Raw genomic sequence first — 16336 nt, forward strand, 5'->3', positions numbered from 1 at the left:
CACCGAGGCCTCGGTGGATACCATCCCCATGATCTTCACCCGCAACCTGGACATCGCGGCCCTGCAGTCGGTCACCGAGGCCAACCTGACGGACGGCCAGAACCCGTTCGGCAAGCGCGGCATGGTGTTCGTAACCAAGGGCGGCGCGGGCTACGTCCTCGACAACACCACGATCAACGACCAGTCGTTCTACGTCGGGGATTCAGTCAACCCCGTCCTGCGGCCGTAAATCCGTCCGTTTGATCAAGGCGCCGGGCTCCAGGGTCCGGCGCCTTGTTTTTTGCATCCGCTCCTCTTTTATAGTAACTTCAATGCGCACCCTGTAGCGGCGCGTCTATGACGCGCGGGCGGCTCGTAGAGCCGCCGCTACAGCGTGAGCGATCATGCAGGACGACACCGCGCTTTTCGACGTCATTTTGAACGGCCGCCACGAGGCGGTCGAGGGCTTGATCCGCTCGGCGCTGGAACAAGGCCTGACGCCCGATGCGATTCTGCACGAGCGACTGCTTCCCGGCATGGAAGAACTCGGCCGCCGGTACGCCTCCGGGCAGGCGGTCATCCCGGACCTGCTGCTCGGCGCGCGCGCGATGCAGGCCGGGCTGGACGCGCTGGAGCCCCTGCTGCCGCATTCGAAATCGGCCTCCCGGCCGGCGGTCTGCATCGGCACGGTCCAGGGCGACCGGCACGGGATCGGCAAGAACATCGTCGCCATGCGGCTGCGCGCCGCGGGGTACCGCGTGACGGACCTCGGCGTCGACTGCGGCGCGGAGGCCTTTCTCCGCGCGGTGGACAAGGGCGCGCGCGCCGTGCTCTGCAGCGCGCTGATGACCCGCAGCCTGCGCTACCTGCGCGTGGTGGCCGACGCCTTCCGCGACCGGCCGGAGATTCCCATGATCATCGGCGGCGCGCCCGTCACGCCGGATTTCGCCGCGGAGCTCGGGGCGGGATATGCGCCGGACGCTTCAAGCGCTGTCCAGGCGCTTGAAGCCATCCTGCAACGAACGGAATTGAACAGAAGGTAACGGAGGCAACCAAGGAGTAATCGTTTTCTTCGTTCCCTTCGTTGTCTTCTGTTTACTACTCGCCGGGCGGCTCGCAGAGCCGCCTCCACAGGGAAGAGGCGGAGGAACTCCTACTCCGGCAGGATGTCCGGCATCAGGCTGCGCGCCTTGGCCTTCAGTTCCGGGTTCAGCTTGACCGCCTGGTCCGCGTAGTTGGCCGCGGCCCGGAATCCGCCGTTCTCGTAGCAGTACACGGCGATGGAGAGCGTGAGGTTGGCGCGGTCCGCCTCCTTGACGTCGGGCGCGGACAGGTAATGGCCGAGCATCTGCATGTACATACGGACGCTGATCTCCGGCCAGGTCCGCACCAGTTCCCCGTGGCTGCCGAGCGCCACCCGGATGCCCGTGGTGTCGGCGGCGATCGTCGTGCCCCCCAGCTCCGTGCCCGCGCCGGGGAACGGCGCGGCGTTGATGCGGGTCATGAGAAACTTCTTGAGTTCGTCCATCCGCTCGTAGATTTCGCGGATGTTCGCGAGGGTTTTCTGGCCTTCGGGCGTTTGCAGCGCCGGCCCGGCCTGCAGCAGGTTCTGGAGCGCCTTGCGGTAGTCCTTCTGCGCGACGATCGGCCCGTTGGCCCCGCGCACGGCATCGAGGCGGTCCAGGTCCGCCTGGATTTTCTCCGCGCGGACTTTTTCCTCGGCGGCCTGGCGGCTCGCGGCATCCTGGGCCTCGCTTTCCCGGGCCCGGGCGACCTCCGCGTCCACGTAGGGATAGAACAGCGGGCTCGTTTTGCGGAGAAACTCCTCCCAGGTGGACCGGGCCTTCGCGCCCTGACCGTGCTTCATCCACTCGTCCGCGGATTCCTTCTGGAACCGGAAGCCGGACACCTGTTCCTTCCAGGCCCGGGCGGCGGCCTGGAGCCCGTACGGCCAGGCAGGCTCGCTCGACGTGGCCCCGGCATACGCGTTGAAACCGGCCTCCGCGCCGACGAGGTCCAGGCGGCGCAACGCCGCCAGCCCGGAAAAGAGCTTGGCCAGATCGTTGTAGGCCGGCGGCCACTTGGCGGTCTCCTTCCTGACGCTGTCCTCGGTAGCCTCGTTCAGCAGGAGGCTGGCGAGCGTCCGGGCGAGGACGCCCTGATCGGCGCCCTCCGGTGCCACGGCCTGCAGCGGGCTTCGCAGCGCCTCGAGAAGGGGCTTGGCTTCGGCCTCGTTCCCGGACGCCAGCGCCCCGACGGCGTCCAGCAGCTGGAGCCAGGCCACCGTCGCGCCGGCCGTGTCCAAGCCCGTCTGCAGCCGCTTCGCTTGCAGGCGCAGCGCATCCGCCTGCCCGCCGGTCACCTGGCGCATGGCGGCCAGAATGGCCGATTCCATCTCGCGCGGGAACGGGCCGGCCGCGACGGCCGTCGAACCGGAGTCCGGCGGCTTTACGACGGCCGTCGTGCCCGTGGCCGGGGTCGGCGTCCGGGGGGTACCGACCCGCATCGTCGGCGGCAGGACGGGCGCGGGCGGCTTCTCCTCGGGCTTCTTAATCACGCGGACGAGGATCACGGCGAGGACAATGATGAGCAGGAGGAGCCCGCCGACGAGGCCCAGCACGGGGGCCAGCGAGCTCTTCTTTTCCTTCCGGTGATGCCCGCCGCTTTCCAGCTTGGCCACCCGGTGCGCTTCGCGCAGGTCGGTCAACAGCGAGGGATACGTGGGATACCGCATGAACGGGTCCGCCTCGAGCATGCGCCCGATGACGTCGGCGGTCTCGGGCTGCAGCGCGGGCCGCACCACGCGGATGCTGACGGCGGGATTCTTCAGGCGGGCCAGCACGACGTCGGTCGCGGTCTGCCCGTCGAACGGCGGCTTCGCCCCGAGGGCGTGGTAAAGGGTGGCGCCGAGGCTGTAGATGTCCGAGCGGTGGTCCTCTTTCTGGCCGCGGGCCTTTTCGGGCGCGATGTAATAGGGCGTGCCCCAAACCTCGCCGCCGCGGTTCTGCTGCCACGCAATGAACCGCGCCAAGCCGAAATCGGCCACCTTGGGCGTGTGATCCTTGTCGAACAGGATGTTGGCCGGCTTGATGTCGCCGTGGATCAGCCCGATGTCGTGGGCCGCCTTGAGGCCCTCGGCCACGCCGACGCCGATCTCCAGCACCCGGGTTTCGTCCAGCGGATCGCCCCGCCCGATCTGCTCGTCCAGGCGGCCGCCGCTGACAAGTTCCATCACGATGTACGGCTGGCCCTTCTCCTGGCCGCAGGAGTAGATCTGCACCACGTTGCGATGGTTGATGGCGGCGGCGGCCCGGGCCTCGCGCAGGAAGTTCTCCACGAACTGCGGGTCGTTGCCCATGGCCTGCTTCATGACCTTGATGGCCACGTAGCGGCCGAGGGCCTGGTCCAGCGCCTTGTACACCGCCCCCATGCCGCCGGCGCCCAGCAGTTCCAGCAGCAGGAACTGGCCCAGCAGCGCGGGCACCATCTGCTTCAGCCCGCATTGCGGGCAAACGACGGAGGAGAAAGACGGCAGGCGGCTGACGTCCAGGTGCGCGTTGCATTTCCGGCAGGCGATCTTCTCGACCGGATCCGCCAGGATGCTTATGGTCTCTTCGCCGGACACTTTTCCTCGAAGCCTGTGTGATACACCATAGCAGCCGCGCCTGTATGCAGCAATCCGGGATTCACCCGCGCGCACGGCACCCTTCCCGCCGTCTCCAAGGGCCTCTCGTTCAGCCATTCTACTTTTGGCGCTTTTCGGTGCCCGAATCACAGCGGGTTCGTAGCCCCGGCTGTCCTTTCAACAGACGTCCACGGTGCAGCAGGCGCTATGAGCCTGCTGTTCTATCCAGAATGAGAATGGCGGCCCCACACCTCATTTCTATTGACGCCTCACCACCCATCCTGTATTGATCTATTTTAGAACATAAAGGTGAAGTATGACGGGTGGAATAAAGAATATAAGCGGAAAACAGATCGCCTCTGCTCGAAAAAAGAACAAACCAAGAGTGACGCAACAGGAGCTTTCAAATGCGCTGATCAACCTTGGCGTGCCTTTGGACCGCGCCGCCGTGGCCAAGATCGAAATCGGGTTGCGGGGCGTCCTGGACTACGAATTGCTGGCCATCTCCCGCGTCCTGGACGTGAGCTTGGACTGGCTCCTGGCGGGCGATCTCGCCGAACCGCAGGGCGAAATCGCGCCGCCGCCGCGGCCCGCCGCTGAAGAAGAAACCGCGACCGAACCGCCCGCGCGGGATGATGACCGGGCCCTGGTCTTCCTGTAGTCGCGGCTACAGCATTTTTTCCAGCGCCGCTTCGTCGAGAATCTTCACGCCGAGGGTCCGGGCCTTGTCGAGTTTCGAGCCGGCGTCCTCGCCGACGACCAGGAAATCCGTCTTCTTGCTGACGCTGTCCGTCACCTTCGCGCCGGCGGCGCGCAACCGGTCCTTGATCCCCTCGCGGGAATAGCTTTTTAGCGCGCCCGTCACGACGACGGTCTTGCCGTCGAACAGCCCGCCGCCCGAGGCCGGGGCCTCGCTCTCGGGCCCGGCCTCGAAGTTCACGCCCGCTTTCCGGAGCTTCTCGATCACGGCGCGGTTGCGCGGATTGCGGAAGAAGTCGTGGATGCTCTCCGCCATCACCGGCCCGACGTCGCGCGCCTTTTCCAGGTCTTCGACGCCCGCGGCGGCCAGGCGGTCCAGGTCGCGGAACTGCGCGGCCAGCTTCCGCGCCGCGCCTTCCCCCACGTGCAGGATGCCCAACCCGTTGACGAGCCGCCACAACTCCCGATCCTTGCTCGCCGCGACGGCTTCGACTACGTTCGCGGCGGATTTTTCCGCCATGCGCTCCAGGGCGGCCAGGGGCTCCGCCGCGAGATGGTACAGGTCCGCCACGTCCTTCACCAGGCCGCGGTCCACGAGTTGGTTGACCAGCACCTCGCCGAGGTTCTCGATGTCCATCGCCCGGCGCGAGGCGTAGTGCAGGAGGGTGCGCTTGAGCTGCATGGGACACGCGATGTTCTCGCAGCGCCAGGCGACGAATTCCGGGTCGCGCCGGATCGGTCCGCCGCAGGCCGGGCATTTCCCGTCCAGGTGCTTCACCAGATCGAACGGCTTCGCGCCCCGCGGCCGCTCCTCCGGGACGACCGCGACGACGGCCGGGATGACCTCGCCGGCCTTTTCGATGATCACCGTGTCGCCGACGCGGATGTCCTTGCGCCGGATTTCCTCCTCGTTATGGAGCGTCGCGCGGGAGATCGTCGAGCCGGCGAGAAACACCGGCTCCAGCTCGGCGACGGGCGTCAGGGTGCCGGTGCGGCCGACCTGCACGGTGATGGCCTTGAGTTTCGTGCGGGCCTGCTCGTGGGAGTACTTGTAGGCGATCGCGAAGCGCGGGGCCTTGGCCGTGGCGCCGAGTTTCTTCCACTGGGCGAGGCGGTTGACCTTGACCACGGCGCCGTCGATCTCGTACGGAAGCGCCGCCTCGATCTTCTGCAAGTCGCCGGCGGCGGCGATGACCTCCTCGATATCCGCGCAGCGCCGCCAGAACTGCGGGGTCGGAAGCCCGAAGGCCTTGAGGGATTCGAGCACCTCGGCCTGTGTCTCGAAGGCGATGCCCTCGTGGGCGCCGACCGCGTAAAACACGGCCAAAAGCGGCCGCGCGGCGACGATCCGCGAGTCGAGCTGCTTGAGCGAGCCGGCGCAGGCGTTGCGCGGATTGGCGAAAAGTTCCTCGCCGTCCTTCTCGCGCTGGGCGTTGAGCTTCTTGAAGCCCTCGACCGGCAGGTAGGCCTCGCCGCGGACTTCGAGGAGAGGGGGGGGCGCGCGGGCGGCGTCGCGGGAGCTCCGCCCTCCAGATTCTTCTTTGTGGAGGGGCGAGCTCCCGCGAGCCCGCTCCGGCAACGAGCCGGCCAGATTCAGGGGAATGGCGCGGATGGTGCGGAGGTTGGCGGAGATGTCGTCGCCGGTGGTCCCGTCGCCGCGGGTGGCGCCGAGCGTGAAGACGCCGTTCTCGTACCGCAGGCTGACGGAGACGCCGTCGACCTTGGGCTCAATGACGTACTCGATTTCCTCGCCGGGCAGCAGTTTTTTCACACGCGCGTCAAACTCGCGGAGTTCGTCGAAATCGTACGTGTTATCCAGCGACATCATGGGGACGAGGTGGCGGACGTTCCGGAACTCCTTGAGCGGCTCGCCGCCGACGCGGCGGGTCGGGGAGTCGGGCGTCGCGAGATCGGGAAACTGCACCTCGAGATCGCGGAGTTCCTTGTACAGCGCGTCGTACTCGCGGTCGGATATCTCCGGGCGCGCCTCGACGTAGTAGAGGCGGTTGTGGCGGTTCAATTCCCGCCGGAGTTCCGCGATCCGCTTCTCGGCCTGTTTGCGCGTCATCTTCTTCCCTGTATTTCCGCTGCTCCGGCGGCGGAAGGAAGCTCCGGCGGCAGAGCGCCGGAGCTACAGGCGCTGCCGATTCGTTTTCACCATCCACGCCGCCAGGACTGCCACGGCGGCCCCGGCGGTATCCGCCAGCCAATCCGCGGCCTCCATGGACCGCGTCGGCACGAAATACTGGTGGATCTCGTCCAGGCCACCATACAACGAGGCCAGGACAAAGGCGAGCGCGGCCGAGCGCCAGGCCGCCAGGCCCAGCCGGGCGGAAAGCGCGCGGAAGAGCCACAGGGCGAGGATGCCGAAGAAGAGGGCATGGAGGACCTTGTCCTCGTGCGGGTAGGCCAGCGGGCGCGGGAAGCTGGGGCGCGAACTCAAGTAAAAGATCGCCCCCGCCCAGGCGAGCGGCGGCAGCCAGTAATAGAGCCGGGGGCCAAGGGCCTTCACAGCCCCCACCGCCTGGAAACAAAGGGCCAGACGATCTCGAAGGCGATGAGCAGGATGATGATCCACTCGAGGATTTCCAGCCGACGGTTCGCGTTGCGGTCGCTCAACTTCTCGTAGAGGCTCTCGATGGTGTCCAGCTTGCGGAGGTTGCCGGTGTTCCATTCCGCGAGGTGGAAGCGCTGGGAGGCCAGGCGGTAGACGCGGGCGAGGTACTGGTCGCCGAGCAGCTTGAGCGCGTTGCTGACGCGCTCGAAGAGGATCGCCCCGTCCACCTGCATCTGCCCGACGCGTCGCAGGCTGGACATGCGGGAGAGGCCCAGCAGGCGCTGCCAGGTGAAGCGCGAGAGGAGTTCGTAGGAGCGGTCGAGCGAATCGTCGAGCTGGGCGTCAAGCACGCGCAGCTCGAGCAACTCGATGTTGGCGAACTCCAGCACGTCGAGCACGTCGCCGGCGTCGCGGTCGAAGATCAGCGCCGCGTTCCAATCGATCAGCGTCAGGTCGTCGGGGCCATAGGAGAGCTGGACGGAGACGGCGTCGGCGACCTCCTGGGCGGAGAGCGGGCCGGTCTCGGCGCGCAGGATGCGCGCGATTTCCTCGCCGTGCTGCGCGGGCAACTGGTCCAGCGGGCCGGGCCGCTCCGCGTCGCGCACCTCGAACATGAGGTAATCCTCCACGGGGTCGGGCGGACGGGGCCGCGACACGGCCCCGCGGATCCGGAGCAGCAGGTCCTCGACGCGGCGCCGGGCGTCGCGCTCGAGCGCGGCGCCGGCGTTGAGTTCGCAGCTCAAGCGGCCCGCTTCGGCCAGGGGTCCCTCGAACGGGATGGCATACGCCACGGTGACGGCGCCGAAATCGTACAGGACCATGTCCACGGCGGGCGACAGGGCGCGGCCGGCCACCGTCAAGCCCTCGGCCTGCTGGCCGACGTGCAGGGGCGCGGGCTGGTAGCCGCCGTAGTACTTCGGCGCGCGACGGCTGGTCGTCACCTCGGTCTTCACGTCCGACCGCGCCAGCAGGCGCCGGACGCGCTCCAGGTCGATCGAGAGCCCGATATCGAAGACGTACAGCGCGTGGCAAAGGCCTTCCTTGACGATGACCGGGGCCATGGGCGCTCCTTATTTGAGGAAAATCATCCGCACCGAAAGCAGCAACAGGAAGACACCAAAAATCCGGCGCAGCATCAGGGCGGGCACGGCGACGGCGATCTTGGCGCCGAGCAGACCGCCCAGCACAAACCCCAGGCAGATCCAGCCGGCCGCCGCCAGGTTCACATGGCCGTGACGAAAGTAGGTCCAGGCCGCGAGTAAGCCGATGGGCGGCACCAGCATCGCCAGCGTCGTGCCCTGGGCCAGGTGCTGGGAGTAACCAAAGAGCATCACCAGGGCGGGCACGATGAAGACCCCGCCGCCCAGGCCCAGGATGCCGCTCAAGGCGCCCGCCGCCAGGCCCAGGACAACGAACAGCAGTACATTGATCATGAACGCGCTCCTTCCGACGCTCACCAAACTATCATGGTTATTCTACCCGAAGCGTGCCCGCCCGCCAAGCCGCGCGGGGAACGCCCGCCCTTCATTCCCGGTTGCCAGCCGCAACAAAATCCTTCACGGCCGTAAAGGATTTTGTTGCGGTCAAAAGGGATCGGAGACGCGGGCGGCCCGGAAAAAGCGTGCAATCCCGGCGGGCGGCATGGTACATGGCCCCGAGTGCAGGGGCGATTTTCATGACAGCGGAATACCATGGTTCACACCGCATGACGCTGGCCAACCGGATCACCATTCTGCGGATCCTGGCCGTGCCGGTGTTCATCCTGATGCTGGTCTACTACACGCAGGGCTTGGCCCGCGGCCAGGGGGAGGAGATCTACCGCATCGCGGCCCTGGTCGTGTTCGTGGCCGCGGCCAGCACGGACGCGCTGGACGGATACCTGGCGCGCTCCCGCAACGAAATCACGCACCTGGGAAAGATCCTCGATCCGCTGGCGGACAAGGCCTTGCTGCTCTCCTCCTTGATCCTGCTCACGAGGCCGTCGCTCCCGGCGCTGGAACCGCATATCCCGGTGTGGTTTACACTGCTCGTGATCAGCCGGGACGTGGTGCTGATCCTCGGCGCCGCGGTCATTCACGCCGTGGCCGGGGCCGTGGTCGTCAAGCCGCGCGTGGTCGGCAAGATCGCCACGTTCTTCCAGATGGTCACCGTCGCCTGGGTGCTCATGCAGGGCCGGCCAGGATGGTTTGCCGTCTGGGTCGACATCGCCGGCGTGTTCACGCTCGTCTCCGGCGCGTGGTACCTGGTCGACGGATTGCGCCAGCTCGAGAAGCACTCCGGCGTGCCGAAGCCGACGGCGTCATGAGCGAGCCGAAGACCCAGCGGGTCGTCGCGATTGTCGGCCGGCCGAACGTCGGCAAGTCGGCGCTCTTCAACCGCCTCGCCGGCCGGCGCATCGCCATCGTCCACGAGGAGCCCGGTGTCACGCGCGACCGGCTGGAGTGCGCCGCGGAATGGGAGGGCCGACGGTTCGAGCTGACGGACACCGGCGGGCTCTCGACGATGGACGCGTCCGCGGCCGCCAATCTCTTCGAAGCCGAAACGCAGCGCCAGGCGGAGCTGGCGATCCAGGAGGCCGCCGCGCTGATCCTCGTCGTGGACGTCACGGCCGGCGTCCTGCCGCTGGACCGCGAGGTGGCCGGGCGGCTGCACCGAAGCGGGCGCGTCACGGTCGTCGCCGCGAACAAGGCCGATCACCCGGGGCTGGACGCCCAGGCCGCCGAGTTCGAGGAACTCGGGTTCCCCGTGTTTCCCGTCTCCGCGCTGCACAACCGCGGCCTCGACGCGCTCATGACGCCCGTCCTCGCCGCCCTGCCGCCGCCCGCCGAGGGCGCCGAGGGCCCGCCCCTCAAGGTGGCGATCGTCGGCCGGCCGAACGTGGGCAAATCCTCTTATATCAACAAGTTGCTGGGCAGCGACCGGGTGATCGTATCCGACGTGCCGGGCACCACGCGCGACAGCATCGACGTCCCCTTCTCCGTCGGCGCCGGCGAATCCGCGCGGCGATACCTGCTGATCGACACCGCCGGCGCGCGGAAGCTCGGCCGCGCGCACACCGCGGTCGAGCGGTTCAGCCTGTTCCGCGCGCAGAAGAGCATCGAGCGCGCCGACGTGGTCGTGTTGATGCTCGACGCCGAGGCGGGGCCGGGCGAGCAGGACAAGAAACTCGCCGCGCAGATCCTGGAGCACAACAAGGGCTGCCTGCTGCTGGTCAACAAGTGGGATCTGGCCAAGGGGATGAAGGCGGAGGAGTACGAGGCCGCCTTGCGCCGCGTCCTGCCGTTCCTCGATTTTGCGCCGGTCCTGTTCGTATCCAGCCTGACGGGCTACGCGCTGCGGCGCAGCGTCGAGGCGATAGATCGCGTCGCCGCGCAGACGCAGCGGCGGCTGACCACCGGGCTGCTCAACCGGGTGCTTCACGACGCCACGGCGCGAGTCCAGCCGCCGCACATCCGCGGGCACCGCCTGAAGTACTACTACGCGACGCAGACCGGGACGGCGCCGGTGACCGTCCGCCTGTTCGTCAACGATCCCAAGCGCATGACGCCCGCTTACCGCGCGTACCTGATCCGCGAACTGCGGAGCGCGTTCGGCCTGGAGGGCGCGCCGATCGCAATCCAGTTCAAGGCCAGCCACGAGCCGAAAGAGCACGGCTCCTCCAAAACATAGCGTGGAGGCGGGACGCCCCCGTCCCGCCAGACGCCCCCGTCCCGCGAGCGCCGCGAGCGCGCGCCGCCTCCAGAAACCGGTTAAAACAAAGCCTTTCCGACCAATTTTCTTTAAGTTCCTTTTTAAGGTTGACGCCCCTATATATAGGGGTATTTTGCGAAGACATGGTGCGGACCATCAATATGTGGTGGTTCGCCCGGTTTTTTACAGACATAACTGTTTGGCTTTCATTAGGTTGTAATAAGGAGGACCTTTAATGCTGGACACGCGTGATTCGGCGGAGCTTTGTGACAAGGAAGCGGCGCCTTCGCGGCGCGGTACGGCGGCGAAAACCGCGCGGCGCGCGGCCCCGGCAGCCAGGAAAAAGGCCCGGCCCGGCCTCGCCATCCCCCGCGTCTTCAGCGCGCCGGGCGTGAACCCGTTCGACGCCGTGGAGTGGGAGCGGCGCAAGGCGGCCATCGGCGACGAGAAGGGCAAGACGATCTTCGAGCAGGATAACGTGATGGTCCCGCGCGCGTGGTCCATGCTCGCGACGAACGTCGTGGCCTCGAAATATTTCTACGGCGAGCTCGGGACGCCCGCACGGGAGCATTCCGCGCGGCAGCTCATCCACCGGGTCGCGCGGACGATCGCGGACTGGGGGCTGGCGGACGGGGTGTTCGCCTCGCCGGAGGACGCGGAGGTGTTCTATAGCGAGCTGGCGTGGCTCTGCCTGCACCAGCACGGCTCGTTCAACTCGCCGGTCTGGTTCAACTGCGGCCTGTACCACCAGTACGGCGTCGGCAAGGGGAACGGGCACGGCCTGTTCTACTTCGACCGCGCCGAGGGCCGCGTGCGCCGGGCAGCGACCCAGTACGAGCGGCCGCAGTGCTCGGCCTGCTTCATCCAGTCGGTCGAGGACTCGATGGAGGGCATCATGCGGCTCGCGCACAGCGAGGCCATGCTGTTCAAGTTCGGCAGCGGCACGGGCTCGGACCTGTCCACCCTGCGCAGCGAGCGGGAGAAGTTGAGCGGCGGCGGGCGGCCCAGCGGCCCGCTCTCGTTCCTCAAGGTCTACGACTCGATCGCCAGCGTGGTGAAGTCCGGCGGCAAGACGCGCCGCGCGGCGAAGATGAACACGCTGAAGTGCTGGCACCCGGACATCAAGGAGTTCATCCAGGCCAAGCAGAACGAGGAGAAGAAGGCCTGGGCGCTGATCGAGCAGGGCTACGACGGCAACTTCAACGGCGAGGCGTACGGCTCCATCGGCTACCAGAACGAGAACTTGAGCGTGCGCCTGACGGACGGCTTCATGCGCGCGGTGCTCGAGGATGGCGAGTGGCCGACGCGCTGGGTGACCGACCCCTCCAAGCCGGGCCCGACGTACAAGGCGCGTGACCTGATGCGCTGGATCGCCGAGGGCACGTGGACCTGCGGCGACCCGGGCGTGCAGTACGAGGACACCATCCAGCGCTGGCACACCTGCGCGCGCACGGGCCCGATCAATTCGAGCAACCCGTGCAGCGAGTACATGTTCCTCGACGACAGCTCCTGCAACCTCGCGTCCCTGAACCTGATGAAGTTCGTACGCGACGACGGCGCCTTCGACGTCGAGCTCTTCCGCGCCGCCGTCCGGATCTTCATCACGGCGCAGGAGATCGTCGTGGACAACGCGAGCTACCCGACGGAGCCGATCACGGTCCACAGCCACCGGTTCCGCCCGCTGGGGCTCGGCTACGCGAACCTCGGCTCGCTGCTGATGGCCCTCGGGCTGCCCTACGACAGCGACCGCGGCCGGGCGATCGCCGGCGCGCTGACGGCGATCATGCACTTCGGCGCCTACGCGCAGTCCGCGCGCCTGGCGGAGGTCCTCGATCCGTTCGAGGGCTTCGCCGACAACCGGGAGACCATGCTCGAGGTCGTCGGCCGCCACCGCGCCGCGCTCGACACCCTGCCGCCGGGCTGCCCGCCCGACCTGCTCGCCGCCGCCCGCGCGGCGGCGGACGAGGCGCTCGAGGCTGGGAAGAAGCACGGCTACCGCAACGCCCAGGTCACCGTCCTGGCGCCGACCGGCACGATCGGGTTCATGATGGACTGCGACACGACCGGCGTGGAGCCGGACATCGCGATCGTGAAGTACAAGCTCCTCGCCGGCGGCGGCATGCTGAAGATCGTCAACCGCACCGTCCCCGCCGCGCTGCAGCGGCTGGGCTACGGCCGGCCCCAGGTCCAGGAGATCCTCGAATACATCGAGCACAACGACACCATCGAGGGCGCGCCGGGCATCAAGGAAGAGGACCTGCCCGTGTTCGACTGCGCCTTCAAGCCGCGCAACGGGCGGCGGTACATCCCCTACGGGGCGCACCTGCGCATGATGAGCGCCGTGCAGCCGTTCCTCTCGGGGGCCATCAGCAAGACCGTCAACATGCCCACGGAAGCGACCGTGGACGAGATCATGCAGACGTACATCGACGGCTGGAAGCTGGGCCTGAAGGCTATCGCGATCTACCGCGACGGCTGCAAGCGCAGCCAGCCGGTGAACACGGGCAAGACCGAGAAGGCCGCCGAGAAGCCGGGCGGCAACGGCTCCAAGGCGCGCCCCCTGCGCAAGCGGATGCCCAGCACGCGGCAGTCGATCACGCACAAGTTCGACATCGCGGGCCACGAGGGCTACCTGACCGTCGGGCTCTACGACGACGGCTCGCCGGGCGAGCTGTTCATCACCATGGCCAAGGAAGGGAGCACGATCGGCGGGCTGATGGACTCCTTCGGCACGGCGATCTCGATGTGCCTCCAGTACGGCGTGCCGCTCAAGACGCTGGTCGAGAAGTTCGCGCACTCGCGGTTCGAGCCCAGCGGCTTCACGAAGAACCCGGACATCCCGATCGCCAAATCGCTGCCGGACTACATCTTCCGGTGGCTCGGTCACACGTTCCTCGAGGGCTTCAAGGCGCCCGCGCCGGCGAAGTCGCTCCAGCCCGAGCCGGCGGCGGCCGCCCCGGCCGCCGAGAAGCCGGCCAAGGCCGCGGTGCCGGCGCACGGGATGAACGTCCAGGTCCTCGACGCGCAGTTCAAGAACTTCATGGAGGACGCGCCGGTCTGCGACCAGTGCGGCGCGATCACCGTGCGCAACGGCGCCTGCTACCGCTGTTACAACTGCGGCAACTCGATGGGGTGCTCGTAGGAAGCGTTCAGCCTGCGGCTCCGGCGCTCCGCCGCCGGAGCCTGTTTCCCTTTCGCGTTCACCGGCGCACGCCTACCGCTGCCCGGCGGGGTTGTGATCGCGGGCGGGATTCTGATATAAGGCGGCCATGGACCCGGTTTGCTTCACCATCGGCAGCCGCCCGATCTACTGGTACGGCGTGCTCACGGCCCTCGGCTTTCTGGGTGCGGTCACGCACTGGAACTGGCTGGGCCGGAAGCAGCAGCGGCCGCCGGGCTTCGGCTCGGAGCTGGCGTTCTGGATCATGCTGGCCGGCATCGTCGGCTCGCGCGCGGCCTACGTCTTCTCGGAACTGGAGGAGTTCCGCGGACGGTGGCTCGCCGTCGTGCGGATCGACCAGGGCGGGCTCATCTTTTACGGCGGCTTCCTCGGCGCCATCGCCGCGGTGTGGTTCCTGGCCCGGCGGCGCGGGGAGGCGTTCTGGTCGCTGTCCGATTTCACGATCTCCGCCCTCCCCCTCGGCCACGCCTTCGGCCGGATCGGCTGCTTCATGAACGGATGCTGCTACGGCCGGCCCTCCGCCCTTCCCTGGGCCTGCCCCTCGCACGACGCGCTCCGCCACCCGACGCAGCTCTACGAGGCCGCCGCCAACCTGGCGATCTACATCGCCCTGCTCGTCCTCCTGCGGCGCGAGGGCGCGGAGGCCCGGCCCGGCCGGATCACCGGCCTGTACCTGATGACCTATCCCGCCGTCCGGTTCGCCGTGGAGTTCCTGCGCGGAGACCCACGGATGCGTTGGGCGGGGCTCTCGGTCGCGCAGTGGTTGAGCCTGGCGATGATCCTGCTCGGCGCCGCGCTCTGGACGGGAATCGCGCAGCGATGGAGCCGCTCCCCGCCGTGAGCGCGCCGTCCGCCACCGGGGAGACCGGGCGACTGGGTTTCGCCGGGCCTCCCGCCCGGCTGGACGGCTGGCTGGCCGCCGCGCGGCCCGACCACTCCCGCGCCCGCTGGCAGGACTTGATCCGCGAGGGCCGCGTCCGCGTGAACGGCCGCCCGCGCAAGCCCGGTCATCTCCTCAAGGACGGCGACGCCGTCGAGTTCGATATCCCCGCGCCCGCGCCCGTCGATCTGAAGCCGGAGCCCATCGCGCTGGACATCCTGTTCGAGGACGAGCACCTCCTCGTGCTGAACAAGCCGCCGGGGCTCGTGGTCCATCCCGCGCCCGGCCACGACGCCGGCACGCTGGTCAACGCGCTGCTGCACCACTGCGGACCGGGCTTCAGCGTCGGCGGCGACCAGCGGCCGGGCATCGTGCACCGGCTGGACCGCGATACCAGCGGCGCGCTGGTCGTCGCGAAAACCGAGGCCGTGCTGGCCGGCCTGGCCGCCCAGTTCAAGAACCGCGAGGTGCGCAAGCAGTACCTCGCCCTCGCCTGGGGCGCGCCCGTCCCGGCCGAGGGCACCATCGAGACGCTGGTCGGCCGGCATCCGCATCATCGCCAGAAAATGTCCGCCCGGCCCCGCACCGGCCGCCCGGCGGTCACGCACTACGAAACGGTCCAGGTCCTCGGCCCGGTCTCGCTGCTGCGGGTGCGGATCGAAACCGGGCGCACGCACCAGATCCGGGTCCACCTCGCCCACCGCGGCCACCCGGTCGTGGGCGATACCCAGTATGGCCGGGCCCGGCCGGGCGTGCTGCCCGTCGAGCCGGGGCGCCAGATGCTGCACGCGGAGCGGCTGGCGTTCCGCCATCCCGTCACCGGCGCGGAACTCGAGTTCCAGGCGCCGATCCCGCCGGACCTGCGCGGGATGCTGCGGGCCTTGAGTCGGCCGGCCGGCGAGTGAGAGCTTTTGACTTCCCGCCGGCGTCCATCTGGGGCATTCTGGACGGCCGATGAATAAAAAGGCCGAACCGACGGATCTCCGCGACGGCTGGCTGAAGCTGGCGCGCGAGCTGGAGGAACACCTGCAGCAGCTCCGCGACGAGGGCGTCACGGAGGTGGAGGCGGACCCCGAGCAGGTCCGCCGGATCGCGCTCCCGCCGGTGTTCCCGCCGCCCGCGGCGGAAGAGTCCGCCGACGTCGCCGCCGGGCTGGCGGCCGTCGCCGAAAAGGTCCGGGCCTGCACGCGCTGCCCGCTGCACGCCACGCGCACGCGGACCGTGCCGGGCCAGGGCTCGACCGCGCCGGAGATCATGTTCATCGGCGAGGGCCCCGGCGCGGACGAGGACCAGCAGGGCCTGGCGTTCGTCGGGCGCGCGGGCCAGTTACTGACGAAGATCATCGAAGCCATGGGCTTCACGCGCGAGCAGGTGTTCATCGGCAACATCGTCAAGTGCCGGCCGCCGGGCAACCGCGTACCGATGCCCGAGGAGATGCAGACCTGCCTGCCGTACCTGCGCGAGCAGATCGCGCTGCTCAAGCCGAAGGTCATCGTCGCCCTCGGCGCCACGGCCGTGAAAGGCCTGCTCGACACGCAGAGCGGCATCACGCGGCTGCGCGGCCAGTGGATGAGCTACGAGGGGATCGACCTGATGCCGACCTTCCATCCCGCCTACCTGCTGCGGAATCCCGCGGGCAAGAAGGACGTCTGGGAAGACATGAAGGCCGTGCTCGCGCGGCTCGGTCGCGAGCCGCCGCCGAGGAAGTAGTCGGGCTCAACGAGC

14 protein-coding genes are annotated in these 16336 nt (G+C 68.2%); 9 read left to right on the forward strand and 5 right to left on the reverse strand.

All coding sequences use genetic code 11. The annotated features are described in order from the left end of the window. Positions 1-28 precede the first annotated feature (28 nt). Entirely contained in the window at positions 29-229 is a 201-nt protein-coding gene (locus KA248_04280; protein MBP7829115.1) for a hypothetical protein, read from the forward strand. A 154-nt stretch (positions 230-383) separates the two neighbouring features. Continuing rightward, positions 384-1022 carry a B12-binding domain-containing protein gene (locus KA248_04285; GenBank protein MBP7829116.1) on the forward strand — a complete coding sequence of 213 codons (639 nt, stop codon included), beginning with the start codon at positions 384-386 and terminating at the stop codon, positions 1020-1022. A gap of 110 nt (positions 1023-1132) precedes the next feature. On the opposite strand, the gene KA248_04290 is transcribed toward KA248_04285, so the two are convergent. Next, positions 1133-3604: a serine/threonine protein kinase gene (locus KA248_04290; GenBank protein ID MBP7829117.1), complete on the reverse strand. Its 2472-nt coding sequence runs from the start codon at positions 3602-3604 to the stop codon at positions 1133-1135. A gap of 385 nt (positions 3605-3989) precedes the next feature. Between KA248_04290 and KA248_04295 the strand changes: the two genes are divergently transcribed. Beyond that, entirely contained in the window at positions 3990-4265 is a 276-nt protein-coding gene (locus KA248_04295) for a hypothetical protein (GenBank protein MBP7829118.1), read from the forward strand. 6 nt (positions 4266-4271) lie between these two features. Here KA248_04295 and ligA read toward each other — a convergent pair whose 3' ends face one another. From ligA to KA248_04315, 4 genes are all read right to left on the reverse strand, one after another. Next, positions 4272-6371, reverse strand: coding sequence for an NAD-dependent DNA ligase LigA (gene ligA / locus KA248_04300; protein ID MBP7829119.1), 2100 nt, complete (start codon positions 6369-6371; stop codon positions 4272-4274). 63 nt (positions 6372-6434) lie between these two features. Further along, positions 6435-6815 carry a VanZ family protein gene (locus KA248_04305; GenBank protein MBP7829120.1) on the reverse strand — a complete coding sequence of 127 codons (381 nt, stop codon included), beginning with the start codon at positions 6813-6815 and terminating at the stop codon, positions 6435-6437. Continuing rightward, the gene (locus KA248_04310) at positions 6812-7921 is read right to left on the reverse strand and encodes a hypothetical protein (GenBank protein MBP7829121.1); all 1110 of its coding nucleotides are present in this window, start codon (positions 7919-7921) and stop codon (positions 6812-6814) included. The genes KA248_04305 and KA248_04310 overlap by 4 nt, the downstream gene beginning before the upstream one ends. 9 nt (positions 7922-7930) lie before the next feature. Continuing rightward, complete coding sequence (locus KA248_04315) at positions 7931-8293, reverse strand: sulfite exporter TauE/SafE family protein (protein MBP7829122.1); 363 nt, start codon at positions 8291-8293, stop codon at positions 7931-7933. 242 nt (positions 8294-8535) lie between these two features. On the opposite strand from KA248_04315, the gene KA248_04320 reads away from it, so the two are divergent. The 6 genes from KA248_04320 (at position 8536) to KA248_04345 (ending at position 16321) form a co-directional block, all read left to right on the forward strand. Further along, positions 8536-9165 carry a CDP-alcohol phosphatidyltransferase family protein gene (locus tag KA248_04320; protein ID MBP7829123.1) on the forward strand — a complete coding sequence of 210 codons (630 nt, stop codon included), beginning with the start codon at positions 8536-8538 and terminating at the stop codon, positions 9163-9165. Further along, the gene (gene der / locus KA248_04325; GenBank protein ID MBP7829124.1) at positions 9162-10529 is read left to right on the forward strand and encodes a ribosome biogenesis GTPase Der; all 1368 of its coding nucleotides are present in this window, start codon (positions 9162-9164) and stop codon (positions 10527-10529) included. The genes KA248_04320 and der overlap by 4 nt, the downstream gene beginning before the upstream one ends. 256 nt (positions 10530-10785) lie before the next feature. Next, entirely contained in the window at positions 10786-13692 is a 2907-nt protein-coding gene (locus KA248_04330) for a vitamin B12-dependent ribonucleotide reductase (protein MBP7829125.1), read from the forward strand. Positions 13693-13819: 127 nt separating this feature from the next. Continuing rightward, positions 13820-14572 (forward strand): prolipoprotein diacylglyceryl transferase, encoded by a 753-nt coding sequence (gene lgt, locus KA248_04335; GenBank protein ID MBP7829126.1) that lies wholly within the window; start codon positions 13820-13822, stop codon positions 14570-14572. Continuing rightward, positions 14551-15516, forward strand: coding sequence for an RluA family pseudouridine synthase (locus KA248_04340; protein MBP7829127.1), 966 nt, complete (start codon positions 14551-14553; stop codon positions 15514-15516). Before lgt ends, KA248_04340 begins: the two co-directional genes overlap by 22 nt. Before the next feature lie 49 nt (positions 15517-15565). Then, the gene (locus KA248_04345; GenBank protein MBP7829128.1) at positions 15566-16321 is read left to right on the forward strand and encodes a uracil-DNA glycosylase; all 756 of its coding nucleotides are present in this window, start codon (positions 15566-15568) and stop codon (positions 16319-16321) included. Positions 16322-16336: the final 15 nt, after the last annotated feature.

Source organism: Kiritimatiellia bacterium (genome assembly GCA_018001225.1).
Classification (GTDB): domain Bacteria; phylum Verrucomicrobiota; class Kiritimatiellia; order CAIQIC01; family JAGNIJ01; genus JAGNIJ01.